19 protein-coding genes are annotated in these 22,884 nt (G+C 34.8%); 17 read left to right on the forward strand and 2 right to left on the reverse strand.

Annotated features, from left to right (window positions below; translation table 11 throughout):
• Positions 1-34 precede the first annotated feature (34 nt).
• Positions 35-1,453 (forward strand): reverse transcriptase domain-containing protein, encoded by a 1,419-nt coding sequence (locus tag ACYSNW_RS07950; RefSeq protein ID WP_461743950.1) that lies wholly within the window; start codon positions 35-37, stop codon positions 1,451-1,453.
• A 227-nt stretch (positions 1,454-1,680) separates the two neighbouring features.
• Here the strand turns inward: ACYSNW_RS07950 and guaA are convergent, their stop codons facing one another.
• Both guaA and coaA read right to left on the reverse strand, forming a co-directional pair.
• Positions 1,681-3,237: a glutamine-hydrolyzing GMP synthase gene (gene guaA, locus ACYSNW_RS07955; protein ID WP_461743951.1), complete on the reverse strand. Its 1,557-nt coding sequence runs from the start codon at positions 3,235-3,237 to the stop codon at positions 1,681-1,683.
• Positions 3,238-3,637: 400 nt separating this feature from the next.
• The gene (gene coaA, locus ACYSNW_RS07960) at positions 3,638-4,561 is read right to left on the reverse strand and encodes a type I pantothenate kinase (RefSeq protein WP_461743952.1); all 924 of its coding nucleotides are present in this window, start codon (positions 4,559-4,561) and stop codon (positions 3,638-3,640) included.
• A gap of 202 nt (positions 4,562-4,763) precedes the next feature.
• On the opposite strand from coaA, the gene ACYSNW_RS07965 reads away from it, so the two are divergent.
• The 16 genes from ACYSNW_RS07965 to ACYSNW_RS08040 all read left to right on the forward strand — a co-directional run bounded on the left by ACYSNW_RS07965 (position 4,764) and on the right by ACYSNW_RS08040 (position 22,643).
• Positions 4,764-5,354, forward strand: a complete 591-nt coding sequence (locus ACYSNW_RS07965) for a GDSL-type esterase/lipase family protein (protein ID WP_461743953.1) — start codon at positions 4,764-4,766, stop codon at positions 5,352-5,354.
• A 10-nt stretch (positions 5,355-5,364) separates the two neighbouring features.
• Positions 5,365-5,967, forward strand: a complete 603-nt coding sequence (locus ACYSNW_RS07970; protein WP_461743954.1) for a class I SAM-dependent methyltransferase — start codon at positions 5,365-5,367, stop codon at positions 5,965-5,967.
• Between the two features lie 90 nt (positions 5,968-6,057).
• A complete protein-coding gene (gene rihC / locus ACYSNW_RS07975) occupies positions 6,058-6,978 on the forward strand; it encodes a ribonucleoside hydrolase RihC (RefSeq protein ID WP_461743955.1) in 921 nt (306 codons plus the stop codon).
• Between the two features lie 476 nt (positions 6,979-7,454).
• A complete protein-coding gene (locus tag ACYSNW_RS07980) occupies positions 7,455-8,327 on the forward strand; it encodes an AraC family transcriptional regulator (protein WP_461743956.1) in 873 nt (290 codons plus the stop codon).
• A complete protein-coding gene (locus tag ACYSNW_RS07985; RefSeq protein ID WP_461743957.1) occupies positions 8,320-10,800 on the forward strand; it encodes a hypothetical protein in 2,481 nt (826 codons plus the stop codon). Before ACYSNW_RS07980 ends, ACYSNW_RS07985 begins: the two co-directional genes overlap by 8 nt.
• Before the next feature lie 12 nt (positions 10,801-10,812).
• Positions 10,813-12,108, forward strand: a complete 1,296-nt coding sequence (locus ACYSNW_RS07990) for an ABC transporter substrate-binding protein (RefSeq protein ID WP_461743958.1) — start codon at positions 10,813-10,815, stop codon at positions 12,106-12,108.
• An 86-nt stretch (positions 12,109-12,194) separates the two neighbouring features.
• The gene (locus ACYSNW_RS07995; RefSeq protein WP_461743959.1) at positions 12,195-13,154 is read left to right on the forward strand and encodes a carbohydrate ABC transporter permease; all 960 of its coding nucleotides are present in this window, start codon (positions 12,195-12,197) and stop codon (positions 13,152-13,154) included.
• On the forward strand, positions 13,151-13,975 hold the full coding sequence (locus tag ACYSNW_RS08000; RefSeq protein WP_461743960.1) for a carbohydrate ABC transporter permease: 825 nt from the start codon (positions 13,151-13,153) through the stop codon (positions 13,973-13,975). Before ACYSNW_RS07995 ends, ACYSNW_RS08000 begins: the two co-directional genes overlap by 4 nt.
• A 21-nt stretch (positions 13,976-13,996) precedes the next feature.
• Positions 13,997-15,109 carry a glycoside hydrolase family 88/105 protein gene (locus tag ACYSNW_RS08005; protein ID WP_461743961.1) on the forward strand — a complete coding sequence of 371 codons (1,113 nt, stop codon included), beginning with the start codon at positions 13,997-13,999 and terminating at the stop codon, positions 15,107-15,109.
• Positions 15,106-15,963 carry a GRP family sugar transporter gene (locus ACYSNW_RS08010; RefSeq protein WP_461743962.1) on the forward strand — a complete coding sequence of 286 codons (858 nt, stop codon included), beginning with the start codon at positions 15,106-15,108 and terminating at the stop codon, positions 15,961-15,963. Before ACYSNW_RS08005 ends, ACYSNW_RS08010 begins: the two co-directional genes overlap by 4 nt.
• A 26-nt stretch (positions 15,964-15,989) precedes the next feature.
• On the forward strand, positions 15,990-19,055 hold the full coding sequence (locus ACYSNW_RS08015; RefSeq protein ID WP_461743963.1) for an alpha-mannosidase: 3,066 nt from the start codon (positions 15,990-15,992) through the stop codon (positions 19,053-19,055).
• A gap of 24 nt (positions 19,056-19,079) precedes the next feature.
• Positions 19,080-19,412 (forward strand): cupin domain-containing protein, encoded by a 333-nt coding sequence (locus ACYSNW_RS08020; protein ID WP_461743964.1) that lies wholly within the window; start codon positions 19,080-19,082, stop codon positions 19,410-19,412.
• A 26-nt stretch (positions 19,413-19,438) separates the two neighbouring features.
• Positions 19,439-20,275, forward strand: a complete 837-nt coding sequence (locus ACYSNW_RS08025) for a sugar phosphate isomerase/epimerase family protein (protein ID WP_461743965.1) — start codon at positions 19,439-19,441, stop codon at positions 20,273-20,275.
• Between the two features lie 224 nt (positions 20,276-20,499).
• A complete protein-coding gene (locus ACYSNW_RS08030; RefSeq protein ID WP_461743966.1) occupies positions 20,500-21,117 on the forward strand; it encodes a hypothetical protein in 618 nt (205 codons plus the stop codon).
• A gap of 317 nt (positions 21,118-21,434) precedes the next feature.
• Entirely contained in the window at positions 21,435-21,986 is a 552-nt protein-coding gene (locus tag ACYSNW_RS08035; protein WP_461743967.1) for a hypothetical protein, read from the forward strand.
• 240 nt (positions 21,987-22,226) lie between these two features.
• Entirely contained in the window at positions 22,227-22,643 is a 417-nt protein-coding gene (locus tag ACYSNW_RS08040) for a hypothetical protein (protein WP_461743968.1), read from the forward strand.
• Positions 22,644-22,884 lie beyond the last annotated feature (241 nt).

Raw genomic sequence — 22,884 nt, forward strand, 5'->3', positions numbered from 1 at the left:
TATACATCTTATTTTTGAAAGGACTATATTTTATATGAGTAAAAAATATTATAATTTTTTTTATACAGAAAAATATCTTCATGATGTAATTAAAAGAACGTTAAACCCATCTACTGCATCGGGAATAGATAATACTAATTATTATTACTTAAAAAAATACGAAAAGATGATAGTTAAAAAAATAAAAAAATCTGTGTTAAATGATACTTACAAATTTAGTACCTATAAAGAATTATTACTTATAAAAAATAGATTTTCCAACCCAAGGTGTATTTCTATACCTACGATAAAAGATAGAATCTGTTTGCGTACTTTAACTGAATTACTTAATAGCTATTTTAATAATATTCCCTCGCCTGTGATACCACAAAAACATATATCAACTATTCAAAAAAATATAGATATTTATGATTCATATCTAAAATTAGATTTAGAAAATTTTTACGGTAATATAAAACATGAACTACTTATGACAAAACTAAAAACTAAAATTCGATCTAAGAAAATATTGAATTTGATAGATAAAGCACTTAAGAACCCAACAGGTAGTCCAAATTATGTCAACAAAGTAGGGATTCCTCAGGGTATACCTATTTCAAATATATTAGCTCATATATTTATTTCGGATTTAGATTCTAAGTATTTAAAAATGAATAATCTTATGTATTGTAGGTATGTTGATGATATTCTAATCTTTTGTAACAAAACAGATTTAGATAAAATCAAAACAGATTTACGGGAGACGATTACAGGTGACTATCAGCTGATTTTAAATGAAAATAAATGTATTGATGGATATCTTAATGATTTAACTTCTAATAAGCCTATAACTTTTTTGGGTTATACTTTTTTTAAATCTAAAAAAAGTATAAATAAATCAGCTTACACAACTAGTGTCAAATATACATCAAAAATTGCGATAGAAAAAAAAATAGTATCCTTATTGAATAAGTTTAGTAAAAATAAGGGAACTTCTAATAAAAATTTAATTGTTCACGAGATAAATAAATTAATTACTGGATCGATAAGTAATGAAATTGATAATGATATACATAAAACAAAAAGATTTGGCTGGTTATTTTTTTATAGTCAGATTAATGATGAAACATTATTATGGCATCTTGATAGTTTCTTAAATAAGAAAATTGATGAAATAATTTCAAAGAATCAAAATTTAGACAAGTATATAACTGATTTTAAAAGAGAACTAAAATCGTTTGTTACTACCTACTATGAAATTCGTTACAATTTTAGTAAATCAACATATTTTTTCAATCCAGATTCTTTTACAAAAGCTCAACAACGATTGTTTTTGGAAGAAACTTTAGGTATTCCTAATGAAAAGGTTCGAAAATTAAATGATAGTGATGTTGATAAGCGATTTAAAAGTTATGTTTTTAGAAAGATGAAGCGCGATGAGAAAGATTTAATTAAGATAGTTTCTCTATCTTAATTGAAAATCATTTGTAGACTTTGAAAAAACTATTAGGAACATATGGACACTCATATCCCAATAGTTCTAATGAAATTGCTAATGACTTAAAAGGAGCTGTTAATGTAGAACAATATTGATCCAGAAATCACTAATCAATTTACTAAAGGAATAAAGAAAATAAAGTGTGATAACGGAAAAAAACTCTAAAAAACGCTTATTTAAAAACGTTTTAGAGTTTTTTTCTACTATTCCCACTCCACAGTAGCAGGTGGTTTACTCGTAATATCATAAACAATCCGATTCACGTGATCAACTTCATTCACAATCCGCACAGAAATCTTCTGTAAGACATCCCACGGAATTCTCGCAAAGTCAGCAGTCATGCCATCAATCGATGTTACGGCACGAATCCCAACCGTATAATCATACGTACGGCCATCGCCCATAACACCAACACTACGAATACCCGGTAACACAGTAAAGTATTGCCAAATATCGCGATCTAAGCCAGCATTGGCGATTTCTTCACGTAAAATGGCATCTGAATCACGGACAATCGTTAATTTTTCTTCCGTGATTTCACCAAGAACACGAATGCCTAAGCCAGGACCTGGGAATGGTTGGCGCCAAACAAGTGCTTCTGGCATACCAAGTTCAATTCCTAAGGCACGAACTTCATCTTTAAATAACGTATCTAAAGGTTCAATTAATTCAAATTGCATATCTTCTGGTAATCCACCTACGTTATGGTGAGATTTAATGGTTTGGGCTGTTTCTGTCCCGCTTTCAACGATATCTGTATAAAGGGTTCCTTGGGCTAAGAAATCAATGCCTTTTAATTTCGTTGCTTCGTCATCGAAGACATAAACAAATTCATTCCCGATAATTTTACGTTTTTGTTCTGGATCAGAAACGCCAGCTAGTTTTGATAAGAAGCGTTCTTTGGCATCGACTTTAATAATATTTAAGCCGAATTTTCCAGCTAAACTATCCATCACTTGTTCCGCTTCGCCTTTACGCAATAAGCCGTGATCAACAAAAATACACGTTAATTGGTCACCGATTGCTCGTTGTAAAAGAACGCCGACAACGCTGGAATCGACACCGCCAGAAAGACCCAGTAAGACTTTTTTATCGCCCACTTGTGCTTGAATTTTTGCAATTTGCATTTCAATAAAGTTATCCATCGTCCAGTTGCCTTCACAATGACAAATATCAAAGGCAAAGTGACGAAGTAAGTCATTACCGTATTCAGAGTGACGAACTTCGGGATGGAATTGTACACCATAAAGGTTACGTGCGGTATCTTGAACGGCAGCGAATGGGCAATCGGCGCTGATTGCGACGGTTTCGAAGCTTTCAGGAATTTCAGCGACTAAGTCACCGTGGCTCATCCAAGCGATTTGCTTTTCAGGTGTGCCAGCAAAAATAGGAGAGTCAGGAATCAAAAGAGAAAGTTCTGATTTTCCATATTCGCGGTTGCCAGCAGGTTCAACTTTTCCGCCTAAGTTATAGGTCATTAGTTGCATACCGTAGCAAATACCTAAAATTGGAATCCCTAATTCATAAATCTCAGGATCGATTTTAAAGGCATTTTCATCATAGACACTATTTGGTCCACCCGAGAAAATAATTCCTTTTGGTGCAATTTCGCGGATTTCTTCTGCTGTGATTCGGTGGCTCAATAACTCTGAAAAAACACCAAATTCACGAATGCGACGAGTAATCAATTGGTTATACTGACTACCAAAGTCTAAAACAATAATTTTTTCGACAGTTGTTAAATCGGTAACGTTGGTCACGTGTATTTCTCCTATTCATTTAGATTTATCTATAAAGCGGAAATGAAACAATAATAGTATTCGCTTTTGAATAAAAAAATCAACCAAGCCGAGAACCTCGATCAGTGAGTGATTTTTTTATTCAAAAGAATGTCATACGTTCACCTTTTGGAGACGTATGACAAAAAGCGTTCATTTCCAGCTTTCAGAAACAAGATGATTTAAGGTTGGGACAAAAGCGATTAGCTCTGAGAAATAAGAAGGAATTTCCAAAAATTGCTTTTCAAATTTTGGGGAAATTTCAGCTTATTTCCGAAAGAGCTGCTTTTGTTCCACCGTTTATTGGGTTTTACAAAATGATAAAAAAGTGATTTTTTTTTTGTCTCACGAATTCTTTGTGTTACTCATCCTAGAAACAAACTTAGTATTTTCGTAAGTAAATTTCATCAATAATATGTTTTTCTTTTTTGTGTAAAATGACATCCGCACGGCCACGAGTGGGTAAAATGTATTCTTCTAAGTTTTTCAAGTTTACTTTTTTCCACACATCTTTTGCCATCGCAAAGGCTTCGTCACGATCCCCAATCGCAAAGTCATAATAGTAATTTTCGGGATCAAGAAATGCTGTATCCAATAAAGCGCCGAAACGATCTAAATACCATTGTTCAATCAATTTAGGTGCTGCATCAACAAACACCGAGAAATCAAAAAAGTCGCTGACGTAAATTTGTTGGTTTGCTGGCAATTGAAGGGTATTAATTCCTTCAACGATCAAAATATCGGGCTGTTGGATGACTTCATATTCTCCTTCAATAATATCATAAACACTATGAGAATAAAGAGGGGCACGAACTTCTTCCTTACCGTTTTTGATTTGATTTAGAAAATCAATTAGTTTTTCCATATCATAACTTTCGGGAAATCCTTTTCGATCCATGATGCCTTTTTCTTCTAACACACGATTAGGATATAAGAACCCATCGGTCGTGATCAATTGGACATTGCGTCGTTTTAATCGTCTGGATAAAATCATTTGTAAAAGTCGCGCAGTCGTACTTTTCCCAACAGCAACACTTCCTGCAATTCCAATAATAAAGGGTGGTACAGGCACATACTCATGTAAAAATAATCCTTTACTAACGGCTAAGGATTCGAATTCTTTCATATATAAATGAATCAAGTGAGTTAACGGAACGTAAATATCCTGCACATCTTGCAGTGAAATCTGGTCGTTAAATCCTTTGATACTTTCTAGTTCTTGTTCGGTTAAAGGGGCTTTACCATTATGATAAAAGCCTTGCCATTCTTCGCGTGAAATGGCATAGTAATTCAACTTATCGTCCATTTATTCCTCCGCTTGATACCAACATCTATTTCTTTGCCTATTTTAACACAATTTTCCAGTAGCTAACACTATTAAAAGAGATATTTTTCCAGTCATAAATGGAACGAAGATGGTATGATAAGAAAGGAGCGCTTGGTTTTAGCAAGCAATAGCAAAAAATTACTCAGAAGATTGGTTAAAATTAAGGAAGGAACGTAGTAAAATGGAGCAACTAATCCTATTTGGTGATAGTATTACGGCGGGCTATGGCGAAGAAGCAATGTCGCCGATTTTACAGAAAAATATTCAGTCAGAATTACAGAAGCAATCGCTAGCAGAAATGACAATTATTAACGCTGGAATGTTAGGGAATACGACTGAAGATGCACGAAAACGTGTAAAACAAGATGTAGTCCGATTCAATCCAACGATTGTCACGCTATTTTTTGGTGCGAATGATGTGTCTAGTGATTTTCTTGTTCCATTAGAGAGGTATGGCGAAAATTTACTGGAACTGATTCATGTAATTGGCAAAGAAAAAGTAATTTTAATTACCCCGCCTTATATCGTTTGTGCGAGAAATCGCAGTCGAGAAGAAAAGCAAGTCGTTGCCTATGTTGAAAAGGTGAAAGAAATCGGTAAAGAAAACGGGATTCCAGTAATTGATCTTTATGGTCAGATGCTCGCTCAATCAGATCCAGAAGAGCTGTTGCAACTGGATGGTCTTCATTTTTCAGCAGCCGGTTATCAGTTACTGGCTTTCTTGATTGTTCAAGAAATAAAAGGTAGACTGAAATCAAAAGAAAATAGTTAGGAAGAGAACGATGACAAATCATTATTATTCAGAAAATCCAATGCTTGATCATAAACTAGAAGAATGGTCATTTGAATTAAGAGGCAAAAAATTTCAATTTTTAACGGATAGTGGGGTATTTTCCCGAAATACCGTTGATTTTGGCTCAAGAGTATTAATTGATGCCTTTGAGTGGGAATCATTACCAACGGGTCGTTTATTAGATGTTGGCTGTGGCTATGGTCCGATTGGGTTGAGTTTGGCTGCTGTTACTGGTCGTACTGTGGAAATGATCGATGTGAATCAACGCGCGGTTGCGTTGGCACAAGAAAATGCGAAGCGAAATCAGATTGAGCAGGTAGATATTCATCCATCAAATATTTATGAAACGTTGACAGAAAAAGAATATGCAGCAATCGTTAGCAATCCGCCGATTCGTGCAGGAAAAAAAGTGGTTCATGAGATTTTAAGTGGCGCTCATCCTCTATTAGCAGTAGGTGGAACGCTGACTGTGGTGATTCAAAAGAAACAAGGGGCACCAAGTGCTGAGAAAAAAATGCTAGAAGTCTTTGGAAATGTAGAGATTGTTACGAAAGACAAAGGTTATTATATTTTAAAAAGTACAAAAGAATAAACGAATAATTGCGGTTGGGATAAAGGGAATCGTTCCTTTTGTCTCGCCAACTTTTTAGTATTGGCAAAAACGAAAAAAGGAGTGTTTTGAATGAAAAAAAGACCCATTATGATTGATACGGACCCTGGGATTGATGATGCAGTCGCCGTTGCTATTGCCTTGTTTGATGAACGGTTAGATGTAAAATTGATTACAACGGTAGCAGGGAATGTTAGTGTTGATAAAACAACAGCGAATTTACTGAAATTATTAACCTTTTTAGGTAAAGAAGTCCCTGTTGCTAGAGGAGCGGAACGCCCATTATTCCGCCCAAGTATTGATGCAAGTGAGATTCATGGCGATTCTGGGATGGATGGCTATGAATTTCCAGAAGCAAATGAGAAGGTGTTGGTTGAAAACCATGCAGTCGTGGAGATGTTTCAAACCTTGATGATGCAAGAAGAACCAATCACCTTGGTAACAATTGGTCCTTTAACTAATATTGGCTTATTGTTACGGATGTATCCGCAATGTAAAACGAAAATTAAAGAAATCGTTATGATGGGCGGTAGTTTGGGACGAGGGAATACAGGGGTTCTTTCGGAATTTAATTTTGCGGTCGATCCTGAAGCGGCTAAGATTGTTTTTGAAAGTGGATTGCCTTTAGCGATTGCACCGTTGGATGTCGGTTTGAAAGTAGCGATTTTACCTGAGGATAGTGAGCAAATCAAACAAATGGGAAAAACAGGGGATATGATGTATCATTTGTTTAAGAATTATCGTAGTGGGAGTTTTGCGACTGGCTTAAATATGTTTGATAGTTGTGCAATGGCGTATTTATTGGCACCTGAAATGTATACGGTAGTTGAAACGTATGTGGCAATCGAAACGCAAGGAGAATTTACGTCAGGTGCATCTGTTGTTGATTTGGAAGGTTACTTAGGACAAAAAGCAAATTGTCGCGTGTGTGTGGATATTGATCAGAAACAATTCAAAGACTGGTTTATGACCGCATTGAGCAAATGCAATTAAAATGAGTTGCGGTTTAGCGAAAACTATTTTTTAAGATAAGCTACAAATCACAAAAAGCTGAAGAACATTTTATTGGAATCAGTTGTAAGTCAAAGAATTCCAATTGTGTTTCTTATTGTTTTCGTGATTTGTAGTTTTTTTAGGACGTTTACTATTAAAAAAGGAGTAGAAAATTTGAAAATAGAGGTTGCGACAAACAGTCATAAAAGTGTCATTTGAATTATTCATAATAAAAGATTTAGCCATTTAATAGTGCATTTTAGGATGATTACGTTAGAAAAAAACTCTTTTTTGGCTACTTTAAAGCAAAAATTTACTGGAATTCTCGTTTTTTCTCGTAATTATAGAAGAGGAGCCTTTTTTCATGATGAGTTGAATGACAATTTTTGACAGTTTTTTACTATTTATAAACAATTATGTAACCGCTTTTATGGCTATAATTTTGATATCGGTTGCTTAAGAAGGAGCAAGAGATTATGCATATGTATGAAGTTGATAAAGTCCTTTTAAATACTGATTTTGTTTTGGAATATAAAAAGAGAACCGATCATAAAATGGATCGTCCACATTTTCATGATGGGTATGAAGTTCATTTTACGTTAAGTAATGGAACGAACTATTTTGTCGATGAACGGAAGTACATTGGAAATACAGGATCGGTGGCTGTTTTTAATCCGCAAGAAATCCATCGTGTCGTGGTTGAAGAAGGAATGATGTATGAACGCTATTTTGTTTTATTTAAACCACAATATATTGAGTTTGTGATTTCGGAGTATCCAGATTTAATGCGTTTTTTTAACGAGCGCTGCAATAATTTTGAAAATGTAATCCAATTAAAAGCAGTGCATCAAAAACAGTTGATTAATCTCTTTAATGAAATTATTCGGTTGAAAGATCAAAAAGAAGTCAATTTACGTGAACTAAAAATCAAACAACGTCTAGTGGGGATATTGTTAGTTCTCAGCGATTATTACAATACAGGAGATCGTTTTGAGCGAGCCGTTTCTTATCATAAACAAAATGAAATAAAAGAGATTATTCTATTTTTGAAACAAAATTATTATAGAAACCTAACACTTGAAGAAATATGTGAGCGCTTTTTTATTAGTAAATCAACCTTGATTCGACTGTTTAAAGTAAATTTAGGCATGACACCTAATGTCTATCTTAGTTATATTCGAATCATTGAAGCCAAAAAATTGCTAAAACAAGGCTATCCCATTAAGTCAGTGGCGATTCGTGTAGGGTTTGGAGACGATTCGACTTTTATTAAAAAATTCAAAAAAGTCCAAGGAGCGTCGCCAAAACAGTATGTTTTACAAGAAAAAAGGAGGAGTATAAGTGACTGATTTATGGAGATATCAAGTAGATATCGAACAAAAATTTACTCATTTTTTATTAACCAAAATTGAAACAGAAAAAATCAATGTACCAGAAATGAAAATGACCAGTGACATTGCTCGAGTAGAGGATTATTTTGATGTTGAGTATCCTGTTCGTACACTATTTTTACAAGAGAATGATTTATCTGTAGTGCCATTTAAAGAAGAGGGATATACAGAAATATATACACCTTTTGAGAGAGATCGCGTTGATTTAACGACATTTATTTCAACCCCACATAAACTTTCAGCGTATGCTAAAACGTTGATTGAAGTTCCAGCATCGGGTATTTATAATTTTCGGATTCGGACATGTGGTGCAGTCAAACTATGGGTGAACGGACATTTTGAAGATATTTTTGCTCCCTATACTAGAAATCATTATTCAGAAAAATCAATTACGCTTCCATTTGAACAAGGAGTCAATGAACTGGTGATTTATTTAGAAGATTTGGCTGAACGAGATGTTAGTTTTTATTTTGAATTGATTAATGAAAATGAGTTTCCTTTAAATGGATTCGTGACATTACCAACGCCAATTGATGAGTTTAAAGAAGCCGAACAAATGCTTAGTGACACGTATTTAGAAAAAGATATCGTTAAAGAAGGCGCGATTTTATTGAATTTTGGTTCTGCGAAACGAGCGCGTGATTTCGAACTGAGGGTTCGAGTAAATCCAAGACTTTCATTAGTAGAGGATGGTAGTCAGGACGGAAATATTACTGATTTTGAAATAGACGATTTATTATTTAAGTTAGAAAAGAATCAAGCACAATTATCTTTAGGCGATGTATCGGCTATTCCGACTGCAGGATTTACACGATTGGAACTAGGAATTCAACTATCTTCTGGTGTATGGATTACGCGAACATTGACGTGTTCCATTTATGATGAAAATAAATTTTCCGCTATTATTACTGGGCAAACGATTCAAGAAAGAAAAAAAGAAGCGTTGGATTATTTTTCGACACTAGAGTTGGAAGATATTAATGTCGCTTTAGTTCGAGCTTATTTGGATCAACTACAGGAAACCGACGTCTATCAGGACTATGAAAGTGCCTTTTTATTGATTGAAGAAAAAGGGGATTGCGCGGATTTTATTTTAGCTCCTTTATTAGCGGTCTACAGTCTTTATAAAGAACGATTTCCCAAAACGTTTCATCCGAAAATGGAATCATTAACGACTCAGTTTAGGTATTGGATTGATGAGCCGGGGAATGATGTGATGTGGTATTTTAGCGAAAATCATGCTCTTTTATTTCATGTTTCTCAATACTTAGGAGGATACCTTTATCCAGAGGCTGAATTTACCGTTAGTGGCCGAACAGGTAACGAGCAATATTTATTAGGAAAACAAAGAGTTGAAGCATGGTTTGAATACTTCTTTCGTGTTGGTTTTTCGGAATGGAATTCAACCACGTATTTTCCCATTGATTTAATTGGTTTTTTCTCGCTCTATATGGCTGCACCAGATCAATCAGTAAAAGAATTAGCTAAAAAAGCGCTAGATTATACGTTTGAATTAATTGCTTTAAATTATCATGGTGGGACGATGGCTTCTACTTTCGGTCGTGTCTATGAGCATAATTTAAAGGCTATGCAATTAGGTGAAATTTCAAGTGTGATTGAAATTATTTGGAAAAAAGGGTATTTCAATAATTCTTTACGAGCTTCAGCTTTGTTAGCTTTAACTGATTATGAACCGCCAACACAATTTGAACAATTATTGTGCGACCAACCTCATATAGCTGTGCACGCGGAATATCAGCAGGGAGATAATCAAGCCTATACCTATTTGTATAAAACAGTTGATTATTCATTGGCTTCGGCGATTAATTATCAGCCGAAAAAACGAGGGCACCAACAGCACATTATCAATCTTTCTTTAGGCGAAGGAACGCTATTATGGCTCAATAATCCAGGGGAAGCGGAATATAGTGGCGGAAATCGACCAAGTTTTTGGGCAGGAAATGATTGTTTACCTTATGTCTCGCAATACAAAAACGTTCTTTTTGCTCATTATCAACTTCAAGAAACAGATTATCGATTTATTCATTTATATTTACCGTACTGGGATTTGGATGAACTAATCGAAAAAGAAAATTGGTGGTTTATTCGCAAGAAAAATACTTATGTGGCTATCTTTTTCACTAATCCAACGAAACAAATGAAAGGTGGCGCAATTCATAAACGTGAAATTCGCGTGAGTGGAGATGATCAATATGTGCTAGTAAAACTTTCTTCTAAATTGGAAAGTCATTCGTTTGAAGCATTTATGGATATGATGTTAGAACAGTCGATTCAGTTTAAAGAAGACCGCTTGATTTATGAAGATCCACAGTATGGTCTTTTCGAATACACAAACGAGTTATCATTAAATAATAAATCAGTGTTATATGAGCAAGGGTATCAATTATTTTATGAAATAGAAAGCATATAGGAGGAAAAAATGATGAAAATGAAGTGGAAAATCCTTGGAATGACGGCTCTTTTAGGAATAGTGATGGGAACTGTTGCGGCTTGTGGAAATAAATCAAGTGATGGTGGGAGCAAAAAGAAAGATACTGATACCTTAACGGTCCTTCTATCTGAAGAACCCTCTGAAACGAATGCCTTGAATATTGCTTTTAACACATGGGCTGAAGAAACAGGTCATAAATTGAAAACAATCGTAATCCCTTATGATGATCAATTAACGAAATTTCCGTTAATGGTCAAAAATAATGATGTTCCAGATATCATAGCAACGACTCGCTTGACTCGACTGTATCCAGAGGAATTTGTGGATTTAAAAAAAGAAATCGATACGACTATGTTTGATGAAACGGCGTTGAAAGTAATCAGTCAAGATTATTCGGGTGATGAAGTGTTGGCGGCACCAAATCAATATACGATTACCACTTATTTTTATAATGTAGATGCGTTTAATAAAGCAGGAATCACACCGCCGACAGAAGAAAAACCTTGGACATTGGATCAACTGTATGAAAATGCTGAAAAGTTAAAAGAATCAGGTGGCGTAAAATATGGGATGGCGGTCGATTTCTCAAGAGCTCGTTATGATAATTTTATGTATAGCAATGGTGGATCGATGACAGTTAAGGACAAAGATAGTTTTGAAGTGACGATTAACAGTAAAGAAAATCAAAAAACGTTAGAGACGTTTATTCAAGCGAATAACGATGGTATCTTACCGAAAGTTATTTGGACAGGTGGTTCAAGTGATAATCCAGCCGATTATTTTAAAAATGGCGATGTTGGCATCTATCTGTCTGGTTCTTGGAATTATGAACCATTCAATAGTGATATTAAAGATTTTGAATTTGCTTTGATGCCTTCTCCTAAAGGAACAGTTCAACAATCTGCAATCACTGGTGGAAGTGGCTTAGCGATTCCTAAAGAAGCAGCTGGGAAAGATTTAGCGGTTGATTTCTTAAAATGGTTATACAAAGAAGAAAATTATAAAACGTATTTATCTAATGACAAAGGATTGTCGTTTATTAAAGATATTTCTGTAGTAGATGAAGATCCTAAAATCGCGAAAGATTATGAATTGATGCAAGCGGAGATGGCGCATGTAACCGATCAATTCTTAGTAGACGAAGAATCAGAATGGCGGAACTATTTAGATAACGAATACCGTGACTACTTGAAACAAGCAGTGAGTGGCGAAATGACTGCCAAAGAAGCATTAGATACCTTTGCGGATGAATTAGCTAAAAAATCAGATTGGGAAGTCAAAAAATAAATAGATAAGAAAAAGAATAAAAATGGAGCTGAAATAGATCAACTAAAAAAGATTTCAGCTCCATACTTTCTAAGGATGTGAATCATTTGAAAAATGAAGATGATGTTGTTGTTCCAGCTACCAAGATGGATTCAACAAGTTTAAGTTTAAATAAAACAAAAAATAAAAAAGTTGGTACAAAGCGATTAAAAAGAGCTTTTTGGTTGTTTATTGCACCTAGTGGACTTTTGTTTGGTATCTTTTTTTTAGTACCGTTATTTTTGAATATGTTTTTGTCGTTAACGAATTACGATGGTTGGAAAACGATGGATTTTGTGGGACTGCAAAATTATACAGAAGCATTATCTGATCAACGATTTTATGGCGCGCTAATTCGAACATTTATCTATGCGATTGTCAATATTCCCTTTAAAGTAGCCTTGCCTTTGTTATTAGCAGCTCTTTTGACTTCTGAAAAAGTTCGCTTTAAAACACTATCTCGTACAGCAATTTATTTACCAGTGTTACTTTCTTCTTTAGTGGTGGGGATTACAATCAATTGGATGTTTTCGCAAGAGTATGGATTAATTAATTTTATTATTCAATCGTTTGGCGGTACAGCCATTGAATGGGGTAGCCATAAAGTATTAGCAACTTTTATCATTAGTGTAGCAAGTACTTGGGCATCGACAGGCTTTTTTATGATTATTTATATTGGTGCTATTAACAATTTAAATCAAGAAATCTACGAAGCGGCGGATATGGATGGAGCAACACCATTTCAGCGGTTTGTTCGAATTACAATCCCTTTATTAGCACCAACGACCTTTTTGGTCACCTTGCTAAGCACAGTTAATCTCTTAAAAGAATATGCCTTGATTCAAGGGATTACACAAGGCGGACCAGGGACGAGTACGACCTTTATCATTCAATATATTTTTGATAAAGGATTTAATCAATCTCATTATGGGTATGCGGCGTCGATTTCCGTCATTATTATGATTGTCTTTGCGATCATTGCTTTTGTTCAATTTAAAATAAATGAAGGGGGAGAATATTCAAAATGAAAAAGCAAAAAACGAGTATTTTATTGACAACGATTAGTCTTGTTAGTGGGTTTTTAATTGTTTTTCCAATTATTTGGCTTGTCTTGAGTTCGTTTAAGCCATCGAATGAATTGTTTTCTTACCCGCTTCATTTGTTACCTAGAAACTTTACGATCGAACATTATAAAAGTGTTATGCAAGGTGGTTTTTTGACCTATATTTACAACAGTATGTTTTTAGCGGTGGTTGGGACGTTGATTACTTTGGCGATCAGTGCAATGTGTGGCTATGCATTGGCTGTTTATCGTCATAGTATTAAATTCACTAATTTAGTTTTTGGTGTCTTTTTACTTGGAACGTTGATTCCAGGTGAAACATTGACAATTTCTCAATTTACAGTAATTAGTTTTTTAGGACTATACAATAATATTTGGGGTGTAATTCTTCCAGTTGTAACGACAACGACAGGTATCTTTATGTATCGCCAATTCTTCATGTCTGTGCCACTGTCTTTTGTTGAAGCAGCTCGAATCGATGGTGCGAGTGAAGGGTATATTTTTAGAAAAATTATGTTTCCTTTAGCAAAACCAACAACGATTACGTTGACGCTCTTTAGTTTCATGTGGCGTTGGAATGATTATATTTTACCGTTGTTGGTTCTATCAGATCAGGAAAAATATACGATTCAAATTGCAATCAAGAATTTTATTGGTTTTAACGGTGTGGATTGGAATTCAATTTTGGCTGCTTCAGTCATTTCAATTATTCCAATAATGATTTTATTTATGTTATTACAAAAATACATTGTTGGTAGTGATACAGCATCTGGAGATAAAGGATAGAGAAAGGGTTGGATAGGTAGGATGGAAATAGTGACCGTTGCTGATGTAAATCAGTCGTTAAAAAAAGTTGTGAATAAATTGATTTCGTTGAATGAAGTAGATGGATCAGAGTATCAAAATATGCCAATCGAGGAACAGCAAAGAATTGGCTATTTTGCGAGAGATTTTGGGATGGGTCATTGGGATTGGCCGCAAGGAGTCGGTTTATTCGGGTTATCTCAATTTGAAGGGAATTATGATGAATATATCGTGAATTGGGCAAAAGAGGAGCTTGAAAAAGGGTTGCCTTTACCGAATATTAATACAGTCTGTCCCTTATTAACGTTGATGGATTATCCAGAATATGAAGGACTTTGTTTGGAATGGGCGGAGATTGTGATGGATCACTTTGATCGCACTAAAGAGCAAGGGTTTCAGCATAATACGACAGGGAGAACGAAAGATTCATTAACCAAAAATAATGAACAATTATGGGCAGATACGATATTTATGACTGTTCTTTTCTTAGCTAAAATGGGTCGGAAATATAAGCGACAAGAATGGTTAGATGAAGCAACCTATCAAGTATTGCTTCATTTGAAAGTTTTATTGAACAAAGAAGAACGACTTTTTTATCATGGGTGGGACTATTCCACGAATGATAATTTTGGCTCGAATTTCTGGTGTCGTGGAAATAGCTGGTTAACGATGGGAATACCTCTATTTATTGATTACATGGGGGATTCATTGAGTGCGGGTGTTCATAATTACTTGATTGGGATCTACAAAAATCAAGTGAATCGATTGATTACCTTACAAGATGAGCGAACAGGGTTATGGCATACATTATTAGACGACCCAGACTCTTATCTTGAAACATCAGGATCTGCTGGAATTATCGCTGGGATGTATGTTGGGATTCAAAAAGGTTACCTAACGACTATGGATTATTTACCGACTTGTCAAAAAGGTGTAGCAGGATTAATCGAAATGATTGATGAAGACGGAACTGTACTAGGTGTTTCGGCAGGAACGTGTATTAGTGCTAATCGTGAAGATTATAAGAGCATTATTATTAAACCTATGGCTTATGGGCAAGCGATGATGATTTGTGCGTTAATTCAAGCGGTGACACATCAAGAGCAAGTAGGATGAACGGGTTAGTTCTACTCGTTTCTTGTTTGCCTATTATAGGTTGGGGATTGATGCCCATCTTTGCAAAAGTATTTAAAGGTTCTTCTGTTGAAACAATGGTAGGAACAACGACAATAGTGTTGATTCTAACAACCGTTTATACGATTATTTTTCCAGTTGAGTATTGTTGGTCAAATTTTCTAGTGAGTGTTGGTTCGGGACTTTTTTGGGGAATAGGGCAATGGCTACAATTTGAGGGTTTATCATTGATGGATGTTTCAAAAGTGATGCCGTTGTCGAATGGAACTCAACTTATTTTTACGACAATCATTGCATGGTTTTTTTTACAAGAATGGCAAGGAAATTGGCGTGGTATTTTATCGGTTGTAGCACTAGCGGTTATGCTTTATGGTGTATATCTAGCAACTAAAAAAGAACAGACAGGAACAGAAGACCATTCATTAAAAGCAATTGGCTTGATTTGTCTCTCGTCGTTCGCTTTAAGTGGTTATGTTTCCTTACCTAAATTTTTTGGTGTTTTTGGCGAGCAATTATTTTTTCCACAAGCGTTAGGAATGTTTAGCATGTCCGTTTTACTCATTTGTAGTTCCAAAGAAAAAATCCGACAATCGGTAGTTATAAAAAACTTTGTGACAGGATTTTGTTGGATTATTGCGAATACATCGTTGTTTTATGCTTCACAGTTTTTAGGTCTTGGGCTATCATTCGCTGTTTCGCAAATGTGTGTTCTTGTCTCTATTTATGGTGGTGTCGTATTTTTGAAAGATCAGAAAAATCATTCGGAAAAGAAAAACTTAAAGATAGGTGCATTGCTATTGTTTATTAGTATCATTGTTTTCGGGTTAGTGAAATAAAAACAGAAAGAATAGGAAGAAATAGCATGGAACATCCAGGTGTAGCACAGGTTTTGCAAGTTTTAAAGCAACATTCTTTTACTAAAATTAAACAAATTCAACAGTTTACTATCCAACCAGTTGATTATTTTCAGTGGCGCCAAGAAGCAACAGGACAATCTAGTACGCTGGAAAAAGGAATTGGAGGAATGGATCAACATTATCAAATTCAATTTTCAATTGATCCTAATTTAGTAAGCAATAAGACCAAAAATCAACGTTTTTGTTTAATGGTTTCAACGAAAGAAGAAGATATTTGGAATACAAACAATCCACAATTTATTGTGATGGTCAATAATGAAATTGTCCGAGGGCTAGACCTGAATCATCACTACTTGTTGCTTGAATCAGCTTTACCAGAATATGATATTAAAATGAATGTTTATACGAATACGGCAAAAGAAGAGGTCTTCATTGAATCATGGCTTTGTCTAAGAAATGATCTTGTGTTTGAGTTGTATCATCAAATAAAGGCATTAACAGAAGTGCTTGCGATTGCCAAAGAAGCGGACGTCAGTGTTTGGTCGTTGTACCAACTGATGGATCAACTAGTTCAACAAATTGAATTGGTGGATACTACTTCGCCAGCTTTTGAACAATCTCTTAAAAAAATTAGTGCTTCTCTTACTGAATGGTATGCTACGCTTGACTCAAAAATGGAGGCACAAGTAACCGAATATATTGTTGGCCATACACATATAGATATTAGCTGGTTATGGACGTTAAAACAAACACGAGAAAAAGTAATTAGGAGTTTTTCCAATGCAGTTTACTTATTAGAAAAATATCCAGAAATGACATTTATGTCGAGTACACCGCTATTGTATGAAATGCTTGAGCAAGAAGCACCAGAATTATTTGAAAAGGTCTGTCGTTTTGAAAAAGAGGGACGTTGGGAAGTTGAAGGTGGGATGTATGTAGAAAGCGACTTGAACTTGCCAAGTGGTGAATCACTGATTCGGCAACTGCTTTATGGGAAATTATTTTTTAAAGAAAAATTTGGCAGAGAGTCTTCTATTTTATGGTTACCCGATTGTTTTGGTTTTACTGCTTCATTACCCCAAATCATGAAAAAAGCCGGGATTCAAACATTTTTTACGTCAAAATTAGATTGGAACGAAGAAAATAAACTTCCTAATGATACGTTTTATTGGCAAGGAATCGATGGCTCGCAAGTTTTGACCTATTTATTAACGACCTCAGATTATGCGGAAGATTTTTCAATTGGGACAACGTATAATGGTCGCCTGAATGCTTCTCAGGTCAAAGGAACATGGAGTCGATTTCGAAATAAACCTTTAACAAATAAAGTCTTACAACTTTATGGATTTGGCGATGGTGGTGGCGGACCGACGGAGGAAATGCTTGAATATGGCAAAGTATTCTCTCATGCAATTCCAACAATGCCAAAAGTGGAGCATTCAGTACCATCTAAGTTTTTTAAAGATTTTTCAATTGATTTAGTAGGTAAAAAGGTGCCTAATTGGGTTGGGGAGCTTTATTTAGAGACTCATCGAGGCGTTTACACAACAGATGGACGGTTGAAAAAAGCCAATCAGCAGATCGAAGTTAAGCTACTGCAAGTCGAATTTATACGTGGCTTGTTATTTTTAGCTGGTTACCCTATTTTAGAAAGATCTAAACAAAAACTAACAGAAGCTTGGAAAAAGGTTTTGATTAATCAGTTTCATGATATTTTGCCGGGAACATCCATCCGCGAAGTACATGATGAAGCCATGCTACGTTATCAAGAAGCTGACGAACAGTGTGATGAACTTTGGAATCAGGCACTAAAAACACTACAATTGCAACCAATCACTCCGAGTCCCACAACTTTTTCATTGGAAGAATGTGTTGTGATCAATACTAGTTCTTTTCCTAGGACAACTGTATTACCAACGGTGGACGGAGATCGATTGCTTAAAAATATTCCTGCTCTGGGACTTAAAATAATCGATGCGAATGATTTAGTTGGACAAAAGGAAACGAATTCATTTAAACAAAAGGAAAATGAGTGGTCGTTTGAAACGCCATTTTATTTTGTTGAGCTTAATAAGCAGGGGGAATTCACTTATTTATATGATAAAGAATTAGCAATCGATTTATTTGAAATAGAAGCAGGAAATCAATGGCTATTGTATCCAGATCGTCCACAGGAATTTGATGCCTGGAATATCGACGAATCTTCACTATTATTCGGAAAACGAGTAGCTAGTATGGCTAAGATCGAAGTTGAGTTTCAGTCAGCTTATCGTTTGGTTCTTAGGGTTCAGCGTGAGGTTGGACAATCGAAGATGGTTCAAAAAATTATTTTTTACGCACATACTAAACGAATTGATTTCCAAACAACGGTTGATTGGAGAGAATCAGGAGTATTGCTCAAAGTGAAATTTCCTACGCCAGTTATCACAGGATACGCTAATTATGGCATTCAGTTTGGTAATTTGGAACGACCGACCCATCAAAATACTTCTTGGGAACAAGCTAAGTATGAAGTTTGCGGTCATCTTTGGGCAGATTTATCCGAGCAAGCATATGGTGTGGCTGTCCTATGTCCTGAAAAATATGGTTATCAAATTGAAGGACAAGCTATTTATCTCAGCCTTTTAAGAAGTCCGAATGATCCAGCGGAAGGTATTGATTTGGGTCAACATGAATTTACGTATGCATTATTTCCTCATTTAGGTGATTTTAGAAAAGGAGAGGTCTATCAGGAAGCCTATGATTTAGCAATTCCTTTGCGTTTTGCTTTAGCTGATAAACAATTTAGTTTGGAAGATCAAACGGTCATCAAGATATCAGAAAAAAATATTATTTGTGAATCCATCAAACTGTCAGAGAATGAGCGTCAGTTGATTGTACGCTGTTATGAAGCGAATGGTCAAACGACAACGGTTGAATTAGAGGTGCCGTGGCTTTGTAAAACAGTTACTGAAGTTTCTTTACTAGAAGAAGTATTAGAGGATACAGAAAAATTAGTGAAAAAATCAGCTAAGGGCTATCATTTACGGTTTACACCTTATGAAATTAAAACATTAGCGATTGATTTATAGAAAAATTTGGAGGAAATAAACGAGATGTCACATTATTTTAGTAATAAGGATTCCTTTCAAGTGATAAATACAGACGTTCAACGGTCGGTTGCTGTTTATAATGATGAAGCGATGGCGGTTAAAGTGAAATTTGCTCAACCAACAACAATCCCTGATATTCATCAACATCAACACCAACAAATCACTTATGTAATAGCTGGCAATTTCACTTTTTGGTTAGCAGACGAGAAGCTAGAATTAACAACAGGCGATGTCGTGTTGATAGAACCAAATAAGCAACATGGCTGTGTTTGTCATACAGCAAATGGTGAGTTGTTGGATGTTTTTCAACCATTAAGAGAAGATTTTTTGTTGTAGAATTATATAAAGGGATGAAAATAAAAATGTATAATTTAACTGTAAGAGGTCATGATTTGACTAACGTTAGTGATTCGTCAGATTTGGCAAAACAAATAGCAGATCAGAAAATTCATAATGTTCAATTTTCTTTGGATGTTTCTTTTCCCGAATTAAGCGCTGGAAATAAGTTGAATCCTGGAATGGGGACTTTTTTTAAACAAACATTTGCTAAACAGGAAATTCAAGTGGCCCTTTTAAGTTGCTATAGTAATTTAATCCATCCAGATCCAGTAAAAAGAGAAAATATTTTACAAAAGTTTGAGTCCTATTTAGCCCATGCCCATTATTTTGGTGCATCAATGGTTGCTTCTGAAACTGGATCAGTATTGCCTGATTTGGGCTATACAGTTGATAATTTTCAACCCGCTGTTTTTGAAGACCTGGTCGCTGTTATTCGTCGCTTAGTAAGGGTTGGTGAAAAAAATCGAATGATGGTAGGAATCGAAGCGGGACTTAACCATCCTCTTTTTTCAATTGAACGAATTCATGAGCTAGTAAAACGAATAGACTCCCCCTATTTGGGTATTATTTTCGATCCAACTAATTTAATCACAGTTGACACGTATAAAGAGCAAGTAACGATTGTTCGACAAGCATTTCAACGATTCGGAGATCAAATTGTTTGTCTGCATTTAAAGGATTTTACTGTGGAAAATGGAGAAATTATGCCAGTTCCGTTAGGTGAAGGAATAATTCAATACGAAGAAATTTTGACAATTTTACATCAATACAAACCGTATAGCTACGTAGTTTTAGAAGAAACGAAAGATGCGTCTATTAGTAAAGCGGTAGACTTGATCAAGCTGTTAAATCATAGATAGGATGGAGATCGATTGAAAAATACTTGACTCGAACTGTTCTATTGGGCAATAAATTATGTTAATAGAAAGGGAATGATTTAACGGAGAAAAGCTAAATCATTTCCTTTTTTCCTTGTTGGTTACCTAAAAGTAACTAGCAAATAAAAAAGTACCTACTATCAACATAATCCGTTTCCTTGTAAACTATTCAGTAGATAATAAGTAAAAGGAAGGTGTGTGATGAGATGAAAGTTATTCCAATGATTACTGGAAATTTTGAAGCGAATAATGTATTTCTGACAACTGCTATTAGTGAAGAGACGGAGGTATTACGTTTGTCCAAAGATCCTGCAATTGTTGCTGATGATGAAGCAACGTATGCGAAGCTAAGGGCGAATGAATTTAAGAATGGTACTATAGAAGTGAAGGTATTAAGTCGTCTCTTAGCAGATGCACCAGACCATGCTCGTGGATTTATTGGGATCGCTTTTCGAGTCGATGAATCAGACGAACATTTTGAAGCGATTTATTTACGACCAACTAATGGACGGTGTGAAGATCAAGTAAGACGCAATCGAAGTATTCAATATTTTTCTTATCCAAATTACAAATATGATCGTTTTCGTGATGAATGTCCTGGAATGTACGAAACATACGTAGATATTGCTCTAAATGAATGGATTGATATAAAAATCGAGGTTAAGGAACAACAAGCAAAATTATATGTAAATCATGCCATTAACCCTTCAATGATTGTGAATGATTTAAAATTAGGAGCTAATGTAACTGGTGGCATCGGTCTTTGGGTAGACGTTGGTACAGAAGGTTTTTTCAAAGAATTAAAAATAACAACAGAAGACTGATTATGTTGTTATTTAATTAGGGAATGTCTGAAAACCATTGAGGAATTTGAGTTTTATGGGAATTTAGCCAGAAATCAAGAAAGAGGTTGGAACAAACATGTTATGGAGGTGAGAGTTCTAGCTAAATTATGGAAATATTCGTTGTTATCGTTTTTAGACACCCCCTATGATACTTAAGAATATCTTTATTCTAATGAATTCTAGAAAAGATCCAGAAAAATTCGTTACTATTGTTTCAGCGAGTCCCTAGTTATGATAAGCTAATTATAGAAAATCTTTTAGTTGATAAAACTGAAAAAGAAGGGTTGGTTTAGGATATGAGACAAAAAGGATTTTACTATAATTTTTCTTGGGTAGGACTTTTATTATTGGGATTGGGACTTCTGCTATTAATCCCCGCTCTTGGAATCCAAGTGATGCCAATTAGAGAAGAAGGATTTAATTTGACGATTAATGGGGTTGCGCAACCGTATACGCCAGAAAATGTTCAAAAATTCCGCTGGCTTTTTTTAGCAATATTTGGTAGTTTCAGTTTGGTATTATTGGTTATCGGGGTTGTTTTTACTACTAGAAATCGGTATAAAAAGAAGCAAAAGGAGCAATTAAAACAAACAGGGACTTTGGTCATGGCAGATGTGATGGAATGTAATTATACTTCTGTTCGTATCAATCATCGTTCTGCGTTACAACTGATTTGTTCCTATAAAAATAAACAAGGAGAAATTTTTTTATTTAAAAGTCCCAGTTTAAGGATGGATCCGACGCCTTATTTAGAAAATCGAAAAGTAAAAGTTTATTGGGATCAACAAAATAAAAAGAAGTATTTCATAGATATTGATGATAGTGTGGGGAATATTTATGAAATGTAATAAACTATTTAGAAGACAAACTAGTAAAAAGTAGCGATTTATCAATTCATTTAGAACGCGCTGATTATTTCTAAAACAGAGATTTGTTCTAGTTAACTCTATTTATTTACCAATCATGCTCACTTTTAGACCATTTAGGCAGTAGACGTTGTCGATGGTCTATTTTTTGCTATATTTAAGTTAATAAGGCTAAGACAAACTAATTATTAGCCACAGCAATAAGAGTGGGAGAGGGTTATAATGATTGATACGTTAGTAAGTATTATTAGAAATGAACAAGATTATACATTAGCTTTAACTATCGTTGTTTTTTTCGGATTACTTTATTTTCTGAACGATATTTATAAGATTAGAAAATACGGAAGTGAAAAAGAACAAAAGATTGTTAACAAAGCATTGGCAGATACTGTTTGCATTGAACTGGGGCTAATTGTGATTAGTACCGGTTTAACGATGTTGACGAAAACTTTAAGTGTGCTTAAGCTAATTCGTCCGGTTTCTTTCTCTGATACTACACTGTATATTGGTGTTGTTTCTGTCGTCATTATTTATTATTGTGTATTAGAATTCAGAAAAAAGAGCGAAGCTGAGCAAGAGAGGATTATTAAGTTGTTCTTTGGTCCTATGACAGGAAACTGGGGACGTACTGATCCATAATCAGAGTGAAAGATGAAAAGAAGTGGCATACGACAACTGTTTAAAAAAGAAACGAAGAAAAATTTTTACTAGTATTTAAATCAATAGTGTATGAAAATCATTCTTCTATGCAGAGAATAAAATAAAAGTTAACGGTTTTAAATGATGCAAAATATCAGCTCATTTTTAACCGTTAGCTTTTTATTTATTAAATCAAAGAGAGTTACTATCGACACATCAATTTTAAATTATTAAAATTTAA

This window comes from Enterococcus sp. LJL99 (assembly GCF_054871725.1).

Excerpts from the sequence above, each read along its gene's own strand:
- ACYSNW_RS07950 (WP_461743950.1), top strand. The coding sequence starts at position 35 with ATGAGTAAAAAATATTATAATTTTTTTTATACAGAAAAATATCTTCAT.
- coaA (WP_461743952.1), bottom strand. The coding sequence starts at position 4,561 with ATGGACGATAAGTTGAATTACTATGCCATTTCACGCGAAGAATGGCAA.
- ACYSNW_RS07965 (WP_461743953.1), top strand. The coding sequence starts at position 4,764 with ATGGAGCAACTAATCCTATTTGGTGATAGTATTACGGCGGGCTATGGC.
- ACYSNW_RS07970 (WP_461743954.1), top strand. The coding sequence starts at position 5,365 with ATGACAAATCATTATTATTCAGAAAATCCAATGCTTGATCATAAACTA.
- rihC (WP_461743955.1), top strand. The coding sequence starts at position 6,058 with ATGAAAAAAAGACCCATTATGATTGATACGGACCCTGGGATTGATGAT.
- ACYSNW_RS07980 (WP_461743956.1), top strand. The coding sequence starts at position 7,455 with ATGCATATGTATGAAGTTGATAAAGTCCTTTTAAATACTGATTTTGTT.
- ACYSNW_RS07990 (WP_461743958.1), top strand. The coding sequence starts at position 10,813 with ATGAAAATGAAGTGGAAAATCCTTGGAATGACGGCTCTTTTAGGAATA.
- ACYSNW_RS08000 (WP_461743960.1), top strand. The coding sequence starts at position 13,151 with ATGAAAAAGCAAAAAACGAGTATTTTATTGACAACGATTAGTCTTGTT.
- ACYSNW_RS08005 (WP_461743961.1), top strand. The coding sequence starts at position 13,997 with ATGGAAATAGTGACCGTTGCTGATGTAAATCAGTCGTTAAAAAAAGTT.
- ACYSNW_RS08010 (WP_461743962.1), top strand. The coding sequence starts at position 15,106 with ATGAACGGGTTAGTTCTACTCGTTTCTTGTTTGCCTATTATAGGTTGG.
- ACYSNW_RS08015 (WP_461743963.1), top strand. The coding sequence starts at position 15,990 with ATGGAACATCCAGGTGTAGCACAGGTTTTGCAAGTTTTAAAGCAACAT.
- ACYSNW_RS08020 (WP_461743964.1), top strand. The coding sequence starts at position 19,080 with ATGTCACATTATTTTAGTAATAAGGATTCCTTTCAAGTGATAAATACA.
- ACYSNW_RS08025 (WP_461743965.1), top strand. The coding sequence starts at position 19,439 with ATGTATAATTTAACTGTAAGAGGTCATGATTTGACTAACGTTAGTGAT.
- ACYSNW_RS08030 (WP_461743966.1), top strand. The coding sequence starts at position 20,500 with ATGAAAGTTATTCCAATGATTACTGGAAATTTTGAAGCGAATAATGTA.
- ACYSNW_RS08035 (WP_461743967.1), top strand. The coding sequence starts at position 21,435 with ATGAGACAAAAAGGATTTTACTATAATTTTTCTTGGGTAGGACTTTTA.
- ACYSNW_RS08040 (WP_461743968.1), top strand. The coding sequence starts at position 22,227 with ATGATTGATACGTTAGTAAGTATTATTAGAAATGAACAAGATTATACA.